Annotated in this window: 7 protein-coding genes; 6 read left to right on the top strand and 1 reads right to left on the bottom strand. The window is 68.9% G+C overall.

What is annotated here, in order from left to right:
• Positions 1-256 precede the first annotated feature (256 nt).
• The 4 genes from ACWDKQ_RS33405 (at position 257) to ACWDKQ_RS33390 (ending at position 6,014) form a co-directional block, all read left to right on the top strand.
• Positions 257-1,516 carry a glycosyltransferase gene (locus ACWDKQ_RS33405; protein ID WP_450142758.1) on the top strand — a complete coding sequence of 420 codons (1,260 nt, stop codon included), beginning with the start codon at positions 257-259 and terminating at the stop codon, positions 1,514-1,516.
• Positions 1,513-3,684, top strand: a complete 2,172-nt coding sequence (locus ACWDKQ_RS33400) for an ArnT family glycosyltransferase (RefSeq protein ID WP_450142757.1) — start codon at positions 1,513-1,515, stop codon at positions 3,682-3,684. Before ACWDKQ_RS33405 ends, ACWDKQ_RS33400 begins: the two co-directional genes overlap by 4 nt.
• A 165-nt stretch (positions 3,685-3,849) precedes the next feature.
• A complete protein-coding gene (locus tag ACWDKQ_RS33395; protein WP_450142756.1) occupies positions 3,850-4,566 on the top strand; it encodes a response regulator transcription factor in 717 nt (238 codons plus the stop codon).
• A complete protein-coding gene (locus ACWDKQ_RS33390) occupies positions 4,563-6,014 on the top strand; it encodes a sensor histidine kinase (RefSeq protein WP_450142755.1) in 1,452 nt (483 codons plus the stop codon). Before ACWDKQ_RS33395 ends, ACWDKQ_RS33390 begins: the two co-directional genes overlap by 4 nt.
• A gap of 141 nt (positions 6,015-6,155) precedes the next feature.
• Here ACWDKQ_RS33390 and asnB read toward each other — a convergent pair whose 3' ends face one another.
• On the bottom strand, positions 6,156-7,988 hold the full coding sequence (gene asnB / locus ACWDKQ_RS33385; RefSeq protein ID WP_450142754.1) for an asparagine synthase (glutamine-hydrolyzing): 1,833 nt from the start codon (positions 7,986-7,988) through the stop codon (positions 6,156-6,158).
• Positions 7,989-8,420: 432 nt separating this feature from the next.
• Between asnB and kdpF the strand changes: the two genes are divergently transcribed.
• Together kdpF and kdpA are read left to right on the top strand one after the other, a co-directional pair.
• Complete coding sequence (gene kdpF / locus ACWDKQ_RS33380) at positions 8,421-8,516, top strand: K(+)-transporting ATPase subunit F (RefSeq protein WP_450142753.1); 96 nt, start codon at positions 8,421-8,423, stop codon at positions 8,514-8,516.
• Positions 8,516-10,177: a potassium-transporting ATPase subunit KdpA gene (gene kdpA / locus ACWDKQ_RS33375; protein WP_450142752.1), complete on the top strand. Its 1,662-nt coding sequence runs from the start codon at positions 8,516-8,518 to the stop codon at positions 10,175-10,177. Before kdpF ends, kdpA begins: the two co-directional genes overlap by 1 nt.
• The last annotated feature ends 89 nt before the right edge of the window (positions 10,178-10,266 follow it).

Here is a 10,266-nt window from a genome sequence, read left to right as displayed (position 1 = left end):
CCTCATCGCTCTCGTCATGCTCGCCCTCGGCGGCCACCCACCCACCCTCCCCGGACGAACCTGACACCCACGGAAGCAGCAGAAGAGCCGGAAATCTCCGAGAAACTCGTGATCCGCTCTAAGCTCTGCCCGGCTTACCTGCGAAAACGCGTGGAGGCGGGCGACTCCCAGGTAATTCCCAGCTGACGCCCACGGCCCTCGCACCTCGCCCCGGCTTGATGGATACCGCAACAGGCCGGAAGTGAGGTGGTGGGAGATGAGTGCCGTGCCGCAGCTCGGTGTCGCCGCGCAAGCACACCGCGCGGCAAACCGAACCGCGACGGTCGATGTGGTGATCCCGGTCTACAACGAGCAACGTTCGCTGCCCGGATGCCTGGAGGTGCTCGGCAAGCACCTCGCCGAAGGCTTCCCCTTCTCGTGGACCATCACGGTGGTCGACAACGCGAGCACGGACGGCACGCTGGTGGTCGCCCACGAGCTGGCCGGCGCGATGGACAAAGTTCGGGTGCTGCACGTGGACGGCAAAGGTCGCGGGAGGGCGCTGCGCACCGCGTGGGGTTACAGCCACGCGGATGTCGTGGTGTACATGGACGTCGACCTGTCGACCGGTCTGGACGCGCTGCTCCCGCTGGTCGCCCCGCTGGTCAACGGGCACTCGGATCTGGCCATCGGTTCCCGGCTGGCGACCGGAGCCCGCACGGTCCGCGGCGGCAAGCGGGAGCTGATCTCCCGCTGCTACAACAAGATGATCCGCTGGACTCACGGTGCCCGGTTCACGGACGCGCAGTGCGGTTTCAAGGCAGCCCGCACAGATGTGGTGAAGCCGCTGCTGAAGCACGTGCGCGACGATTCGTGGTTCTTCGACACCGAATTGCTGCTGCTGGCCGAGCACAACGGCCTGCGGGTGCACGAGGTCCCGGTGGACTGGGTGGAGGACGTCGATAGCCGGGTCAACGTGGTCAAGACCGCCACCGACGACATCGCGGGCCTGATCCGGGTGGCGCGCGCCAAGATCACCGGAGCGGCGAAGGTCCCGGGTCTGCCGCAGCGGCCCGCGCCGCGAGCCGCACACCCCCAGGCCGTGCTGGCCAAGCGGGAGAACGGCCTGCTGTGGCAGCTGGTTTCGTTCGGCTTGATCGGGCTGGTCTCCACAGTGATCACCTCCGTGCTGTACGCCGTCCTGCGCTCGTGGTGGCCGCCGCTGCTGGCGAACCTCGTGGCGTTGACCGTCACCACGTTGTGGAACACCGAGGCCAACCGCCGGTTCACCTTCCTGAACCAGTCCAGCTCCTCCGGGCGGGTGCACCTGCAGGGGCTGGCCGTGTTCGCCCTCTACTACGTGGTCACCTCCGGTGCGCTGCTCGGGTTGCACGCCTGGCAGCCGGATCCGTCGCGGTGGCTGGAAGTTCTCGTGCTCGTGGTGTCTTCGGTGTTCGGGACGGGGGTGCGGTTCGTGCTGCTCAGGTCCTGGGTGTTCCGGCCCGAGGTGCCGTCCAAGGAAGAGGAACAGGGATGACGTCGGTTGATACGACGACGCGGTACGCCCGGGTCGAGGACGCAGAACCGCGTCGCGGGACCGCGCCGTGGCAATGGCTTTCGCTCGCGGCGATCTGCGTGCTGTCCGCGGCGCTGTACTGGTGGGGGATCGGCGGGTCCTGGGGGAACTCGTACTACTCGGCGGCCGTGAAGTCGATGTCGCAGAGCTTCGAGAACTTCTTCTTCGGCTCCTTCGACCCGGCCGGCGTGGTCACCGTCGACAAGCCGCCGATGGCCCTGTGGTTGCAGGTCTTGTCGGTGAAGGTGTTCGGGTTCAACCAGTTCGCAGTGCTGTTCCCACAGGTGCTGGCCGGTGTCGCGGCGGTCTTCCTGCTGCACCGCACGGTTCGGCGTTGGGCGGGCGAGCACGCCGCGCTGCTCGCGGCGCTGGTCATGGCGCTGACTCCGATCACGGTGGTGATCAACCGGGACAACAACCCGGACACGCTGCTCGTGCTGCTGGTCGTCGCGGCGGCTTATGCGCTGACGCGGGCCTTCGAATCGCGTAAGGCCACCGGTTGGATCGCGTTGGCGGCGTTGCTGGTCGGCTGCGGCTTCCTGACCAAGATGCTGCAGGCCTGGATGGTCCTGCCCGCCTTCATCGCGGCCTACCTGGTCGGCAGTCGCGCCGGGTGGGGGCGCCGGTTGCTGGATCTGGGCGTGGCAGCCGTGGTGGTGCTGGTCAGCTCGTTCTGGTGGGTCGCGGCGACCGCGCTGTGGCCGTCGCCGAAGCCCTACATCGGCGGCAGCACGGACGGTTCCGCCTGGGATCTGGTGTTCGGCTACAACGGTTTCGGCAGGATCTTCGGCGGGGGCAAAAACCCCGGTCGAAATCCAGGTAGCGGTTTCCAGCCGCCGTCCGGCGGTCCGGGCGGTGGGGGTGGTGGTTTCTCCGGCTCGTCGGGCGTCCTGCGGTTGTTCAACGACCAGCTCGCCGGTCAGATCAGTTGGCTGCTGCCGCTGTGCGCGTTGGTGCTGGTCGCGATGCTGGTCGTCGGGGTCCGGCATTGGCGCGGCGGCCGCCCGCTGGACCGCGGGCAGGTCGCGGGCTGGGTGCTCTGGGGCTGTTGGCTGGTGGTCATCGGCCTGATGCTCAGCTTCGCGCGCGGCATCATGCACCCGTACTACACGACGATGCTCGCGCCCGCGGTCGGCGCGGTGGCGGGGGCCGGGGTGGTCCGGTTCTGGCGCTGGTACCGGGAACCGCGGTGCAAGGCGTGGCTGCTGCTTCCGGTCGGTATCGCGATCACGGTGGCCTGGGCGATGGCCGTCGTCGCGCGTGATCTGAGCTGGCACGCGTGGGCCGGGTATGCGGCCGTGGGGTTGGGCGTCCTCGCGCTGGTCGTGCTGCTGATCGGTCGGCGCGGCAAGGCGTTGCTGGCCAGAACCGGCCTGGTCCTGGGCTTGGCCGCCGCTTTGGCGGTGCCGACGGTGTGGTCGGCGCTCGGTGCGGCCAGCGGCCGAAGCGGGATGGGCGGCGCGAACCCGATGGCCGGCCCGGAGATGAGCATGCGCCGAGCGGGCAACGTCATGGAGTTCCCCAAAGCGGTGCAGCCGAACGGGCGGGGCCAGGACGGCGCGCGGCAGCCGCAGAACTCGGTCGAGCGGGGCAGCGCCGAGGAAGGGCCGGTCCTCTTCATGGGCGGCAGGGGCGGTGAATCGCTGACCGAGGAGGAACGGAAGATGCTCGACTACGTCCGGGCCAACGCAGGTGACCTCGACGTGCCGCTGGCGGTCGAGGGCGGCTCGATGGCCGCGTCGTCCTACATCATCAACTCGGACGTGAGGGTCGTCGGCATGGGCGGTTTCAGCGGCAGCGACGAGGCTCCGTCGGTGGCCCAGCTGGCGGAGTGGAAGCGGTCCGATCAGCTCGGCTACGTCCAGCTCGGCGGCATGAGCGCCCCGGGCGGTATGCAGGGCCACGACGGCAGGGGCTACCGGGACGGCACGGGCGGCGGCGATGCTCAGACGGGTGGGGACGGTTCCCAGGCGTCTGCGGGTGCACAGCCCCCCGGTGACATGCCGGGGCGTGGCGGCCGGGCCAGCCAGGAGCGCGACGAGTGGGTGAAGCAGAACTGTACCCTCGTCAACCCGGCGTCCTGGGGTGGTGCGGCGGGCACCTCGCTGCGGCTCTACAGCTGCAAGTGAGGCGGCGTGGGTGCGCACCCAGGCTGCGCACCCACCCCCGGCAGGTCCGGTTCTGCCTGGTCGAGCGGCTGCGGAAACATCGGCCCGATGGGATGCGCGGCGATGGTTCCCGGGTACGAATCCGGTTCCCAGGTTCCTTCCAGCTTTCTCCCAGGGAGGGCGGCGATGCTTGACGGCGTGGCGGATAGCAACAGCGCGCGAGTGCTGGTCGTCGACGACGAGCCCAACATCCTGGAGCTGCTCACCGCAGCGCTGCGGCTCAGCGGCTTCGAGGTGCACGGCGCGGGAACCGGGGGCGACGCGCTGCGGGCCGCCGCGGAGTTCCGGCCCGACATCGTGGTGCTCGACGTGATGCTGCCGGACCGGGATGGGTTCTCGGTCGCCTCCGAATTGCGGGCCAACGGCAACGCCGTGCCGGTGCTGTTCCTGACCGCGCGCGACGCCGTGGAGGACCGTATCGCGGGCCTGACCGCCGGTGGTGACGACTACGTCACCAAACCGTTCAGCCTCGACGAGGTGGTGCTGCGGCTGCGCGCAATCCTGCGCCGGGTGCAGCCCACGCAGGTCGACGAATCGCGGCTGCGCTACCACGACCTCGAACTGGACGAGGAGACCTACGAGGTCCGCCGGGCGGGACGGCTGGTGAGCCTGTCACCGACCGAGTTCAAGCTGCTGCGCTACCTGCTGATCAACGCCGAGAAGGTGGTCAGCAAGGTCCAGATCCTGGACAGGGTCTGGAACTACGAGTTCGGCGGGGACAGCCGGATCGTCGAGTCCTACATCAGCTACCTGCGGCGCAAGGTCGACTCGGTGTCCCCGTCGCTGATCCACACCATCCGCGGCGTGGGTTACGTGCTGCGCTTGCCTCCGGAGCAGCGATGACGGTCGTGTTCCGGACGCTGCGCGGGCGGCTGGTGCTAGTGCTGGTCGGGGCGTTGATGATCGGGCTGTTCCTGGTGGGCGTGACCAGCACCGCACTGCTGAGCCGGTCGCTGCTGGAGCGCACCGACGACCGGTTGGCGGAGCTGTCGGGGCCGTGGGAGCGCGGATTCCGGCCGCCGCCGGAACCGCCCAGGGGCGGGCTGCCCGAAAGCCCCGGGCGCGGTGACCTGCCCACCGAATTCCGGGTGCTGATCTTCGACTCGGCCGGCACGCAGGTCGGCGGGATACTCGGGCAGACCTCGGGCGATCGGGGCGGGCCGGTGCTACGGAGCCCGGAACAAGGTCCGGCGATCAAGACGGTTCTCGATCAGGCGGGCGGCGCGGACTGGCGGGTGCGTGAGGTCGCGCTGCCCGACGGGCGGCAAGCCGTGCTCGCGCTGTCGCTGGCCAACGTCGATGCGACCGTGCGCCAGCTGATCGTCATCGAACTGGTGGTCGCGGGTGGCGTGCTGCTCGTGCTGGCTGCGGCGGCGGCACTGACGGTGCGGCTCAGCCTGCGGCCGCTGAACCGGATCGAGCAAACCGCCGATGCCATCGCGGCCGGGCAGCTCGATCGACGTGTGCCGGATCAGGACACGCGCACCGAGACCGGGCGGCTGGGCGCGGCCCTGAACACGATGCTCGGGCGGCTGGTGGACGCGTTGCAGCAGCGTGAGCAATCAGAGCTCCGGCTGCGGCGGTTCGTCGCGGACGCCGGGCACGAGCTGCGCACGCCGTTGACGTCGATCCGGGGGTTCGCGGAGCTGTACCGGCGCAGCGACCAGCACCGTGCGGAGGACGTGCGGATGATGATGCGGCGCATCGAGTCCGAGGCGGTGCGCATGGGCGGCCTGGTCGACGACCTGTTGCTGCTGGCCAGGCTGGACCGGGAACGCACCGTCGACCTGGTCGACCTGGACCTGGCTCCGCTAGTGCAGGACGTGGTGCACGACGGGCGGGCACGCGACCCCGAGCGGGAAGTCGTGCTGCGGGAACCGGAAAAGCCGCTGCGGGTGCTCGGCGACAGCCCCCGCCTCCGCCAGGTCCTGACGAACCTGGTGAACAACGCCCTGATTCACACCAAGCCGGGCTCGCCGATCGCCGTCGAGGTCGCGCGGGGTTCCGCCGGACGAGGAGCCCTCGCCGCGGCGGGCGCGGAGCTGCCTGCGGGAACACCGGTGGCGATCGTCTCGGTCGCCGACACCGGCCCGGGCATCCCAAGGGAGCACGTGTCGCGCATCTTCGACCGCTTCTACCGGGTCGACGACGGCCGCCACCGACAGGCCGGTGGAACGGGCCTCGGCCTGGCGATCACGACGGCGATCGCCGAGGCTCACAACGGCCGGGTGGAACTGCACGCCAACGCAGGAGGCGGCAGCACCTTCCGCCTCCTGCTGCCCCTGACCTGATCCACCCGCCCGGGATCCGCCGCGACACCCGGGATCCGAACGAGTTATCCCGTATCGCGGAACGCTGGTTCTGTTTCCGCGATTTCAATTGGAAACCGACCTCCGATTTCGATTGAAATTGCGTCGTTTTGGGCCTCGGCGTCAGAGCTTGACCGTGGGGTGGTGGATGTCGAACCAGGTCGACAGGTCGAGGGCCCGTTCGAAGGTGAAGCGGGCCGCCTGGTCGATCCCGGTCGGGTCCTGCGCGAGCGCCTCGCGCAGCCACTTCTCGTCGAGCAGCGACAGCGCCGGGTCGCCCGTCGCGACCAGGTCCGCGACCTGCCGCTGCAGCACCGCCGCGTACTTCGGGTCCTGCGTGGACGGGTACGGGCTCTTCACCCGCTCCACCACGGTTTTCGGCAGGGTGTCGGCGCTGGCGTGGCGCAGCAGGCTCTTCTCCCGCCCGTCGAAGGTCTTCAGCGACCACGGCGTGTTGAAGACGTACTCGACGAGCCGGTGGTCGCAGAACGGCACTCGCACCTCCAGGCCGACCGCCATGCTCATCCGGTCCTTGCGGTCCAGCAGGACGCGGACGAACCGGGTCAGGTGCAGGTAGCAGATCTGCCGCATCCGGCGGTCGAAGTCACTCTCCCCGTCGAGCACCGGGACCGAAGCGACGGCCTCGCGGTAGGCATCGGCCACGTAGGAGTCCAGGTCCAGCGCCGCTGCCACGTTCGGGCTCAGCGTGTCCGTCCCCCTGACGGGTAACGCTCGTGCGGCGAACCACGGGAAGGTCTCGGCCTGCTGCACCTGCGGGTCGTGGAACCACTTGTAACCGCCGAAGACCTCGTCCGCGGACTCGCCGGAGAGTGCCACCGTCGAGTGGCCGCGGATCGTTTTGAACAGCAGGTACAGCGACTGGTCCATGTCGCCCAGGCCCAGCGGGAGGTCGCGGGCCTGCACGCTGGCGCGCCGCACGGCAGGGTCGGCCAGGGCGTCCGCGTCGAGCACGATGTCCTGGTGCAGCGAGCCGACGTGCTCGGCGACGTCGTGCACGTAAGGGGTATCGGGCGTGGCGCGCATCTCGTCGGGCACGAAATTCTCGGTCTGGCCGACGAAATCGACCGCGAAGCTGCGCACCTGCTCGCCGCTGCGCGCCAGCTGGAGCCCGGCGAGCGCGGTGATGGTGCTGGAGTCCAGGCCGCCCGAGAGCAGCACGCAGCGTGGCACGTCGGAGATCAGCTGCCGCCTGACGATGTCGTCCAGCAGTTCGCGCACGTGCGAGACTGAGGTCTGCTGGTCGTCGGTGTGCGCGACGGCCTGCAGCCGCCAGTAGGTGTGCTCGCGCAGGCCCTTGCGGTCGACGGTGATGATGGTGCCGGGCTCGACCTCGCGCATACCGGCCCACACCGCCTGCCGCGGCGTCTTGACCATCGCGAACAGCTCACGCAGTCCGTCGGCGTCCACGGCCTTCTCGGCCAGCGGGTTCGCCAGGATCGCCTTCGGCTCGGAGCCGAACAGCACGCCTTGTTCGGTCGGGTAGTAGTACAGCGGCTTGATGCCCATCCGGTCGCGGATCAGCAGCAGCTGCTCGGTGCGGGTGTCCCAGACGGCGAAGGCGAACATGCCGTTGAGATGCTCGGCGACCTGCGCGCCCCACTCCAGGTAGCCGTGCAGCACGACCTCGGTGTCGCTGTCGGTGTCGAAGCGGTGGCCGCGGCGCCGCAGCACGTCGCGCAGCTCGGTGAAGTTGTACGCTTCGCCGCTGTAGACGATCGCGACCTCGCCGTCGGAGGTTGCGGCCTCCATCGGCTGCGCCCCGCCGGGCAGGTCGATGATCGCAAGCCGCCGGTGGCCGAGCGCGGCGTGCGGGCGCACCCAGGTGCCGCCGGCGTCCGGGCCGCGGCAGGCCATGGTCGCGCACATCGCGTCGATGGCGGGCTGCTCGCGGGTCAGGTCGCGTTGGAAATCGATCCAGCCGGAGATGCCGCACATGTCGGTGTTCTCCTTCGCGTTGGTGGAGCTCGCGCGAGGGCGCAAATGCTGGGTTTCGGGTGCTTTGCACCACAAGCGCCTTCATTAGCAATGTTAACTAGATCGTTGTATCGAAGAAGCAAGCTCACGGTATGAAGTCGTCCACTTGCGAACCGTGCAGATACACGAAACCACTCGAAAACGGCGGCTGCCAGTTCACTCGATCGGGCGCATCAAGAACGCATCAATGCGCGCGGAGCAGGCATCAAGGAGCCGTCATGGGTCTTGGCTGCGCCTGTTACGGGGGATTTCGTTGGTTCCAGACGGCCACCACGAGCCGGTGGCCCGAATTTCAAGTGAGGAGTGCGCAGCGGTGGCTGATCTCGCGTTCGCCGTGTTGCTGATCGGCGGGTTCCTCGTACTTGCGTTGACCCTCCGCGGTTTGGAGCGCTTGTGAGCACTGTGCTTGCCAACATCGCCGGGGGCGTTTTGGCGCTGTTTTTGATCGGTTACCTGTTCGTCGCACTTATCCGGCCGGAGAAGTTCTGATGAGTTCCGTGACGGTCGGCCTGGTCCAGGTCGGCCTACTGATCCTGGCCATCGGCGTGGTCTACCGGCCCCTCGGTGACTACCTGGCCCACGTCTACACCAGCGAGAAGCACTGGCGCGTCGAGACGGCCGTGTACCGACTGGTGCGCATCGACGGCGACGCCCAGCAGCGCTGGACCACCTACGCCGCGGGCGTCCTCGGCTTCTCGGTCATATCCGTCGCGCTGCTCTACCTGATGCAGCGGTTGCAGCCGCTGCTGCCGCTGAGCTTCGGCCGCGGCGCGGTCGAGCCCGCGATGGCCTTCAACACCGCAGTCAGCTTCGTGACCAACACGAACTGGCAGTCCTACGTCCCGGAGAAGGTTCTCGGGCACACCGTGCAGATGGTCGGGCTGACCGTGCAGAACTTCGTCTCGGCCGCCGTCGGCATGGCTGTCGCGATCGCCCTGGTCCGCGGGTTCGCCGCCGCGGGCACCGGCCGCATCGGCAACATCTGGGTGGACATCACCCGGGGTTGCACCCGCGTGCTGCTGCCGATCGCGGTCGTCGCCGCGATACTGCTGGTCGCGCTCGGCGGGACGATGAGCCTCGCTTCCGGCATCCACGTCGTCGGCCTGGACGGGCAGGTGCACACGATCGCCACCGCGCCGATCGCCAGCCAGGAGGTCATCAAGGATCTCGGCACCAACGGCGGCGGGGTGCTAAACGCCAACTCGGCGCACCCGTTCTCCAACCCCGGCGGCATCAGCAACCTGCTCCAGATATTCCTGATCCTGGTGATCCCGCTGGCCCTGACCCGCACCTTCGCCACGATGGTCGGCGACCGCCGCCAGGGCCGGGTGCTGCTGTCGGTGATGGTCGCCATCATGGCCGTGATGACCGCGGTCGTTTGGTGGGCCGAGAGCCACCCGAACGGCCCGGCCACGCTGGCCGCCGGTGGTGCGCTGGAAGGCAAGGAGACCCGCTTCGGCCTGTTCTTGTCCGGCCTGTTCGCGGTTGCCACGACTGGAACATCTACCGGTGCCGTCAACACGATGCACGACAGTTTCACCGGGCTCGGGGGCCTGGTGACGCTGCTGAACATGCTGCTCGGCGAGGTCGCGCCGGGCGGTGTCGGCGCGGGCCTGTACGGGATCCTCGTGCTGGCCGTGCTTGCGGTGTTCCTGGCCGGTCTGATGGTCGGGCGGACGCCGGAGTACCTGGGAAAGAAGCTCGGGCGGCGGGAGGTCACCGCGGCGGCGATCTCGATCCTCGTAATGCCCACGATGGTCCTGCTCGGCGCCGGTACCGCGCTCGCGCTGCCGTCCACTGAGGACGCCCTGAACAACAGCGGCGCGCACGGGCTGTCGGAGGTCCTCTACGCCTTCGCCTCGACGGGCAACAACAACGGCAGCGCCTTCGCCGGACTCACCGTGACCAGCGACTTCTTCCAGATCGCGCTCGGTCTCGCGATGCTCTTCGGCCGGTTCGTGCCGATCGTCGCGGTGCTGATGCTCGCCGGCGCGGTGGCCCAGCAGCAGCGGGTGCCCGCCACCGCAGGCACGCTGCCCACCACCGGCCCGCTGTTCGCCGGGTTGCTCGGCGGCACCGTCGTCCTCGTCGCAGCGCTGACCTTCCTTCCGGCGCTCGCCCTCGGCCCGATCGCGGAGGCCCTCGCATGACACCCCCTGTGTCAACCTTAAGATCGAAATCAGGCAGCGACCGGCGTGTTCGTGGTCTGTCGGGCGCCGCCGTGCAGGATCGCGTCGTA

The organism is Saccharopolyspora sp. NPDC000995, from assembly GCF_053599315.1.
This window is presented reverse-complemented; position numbering and strand designations above follow the sequence as displayed.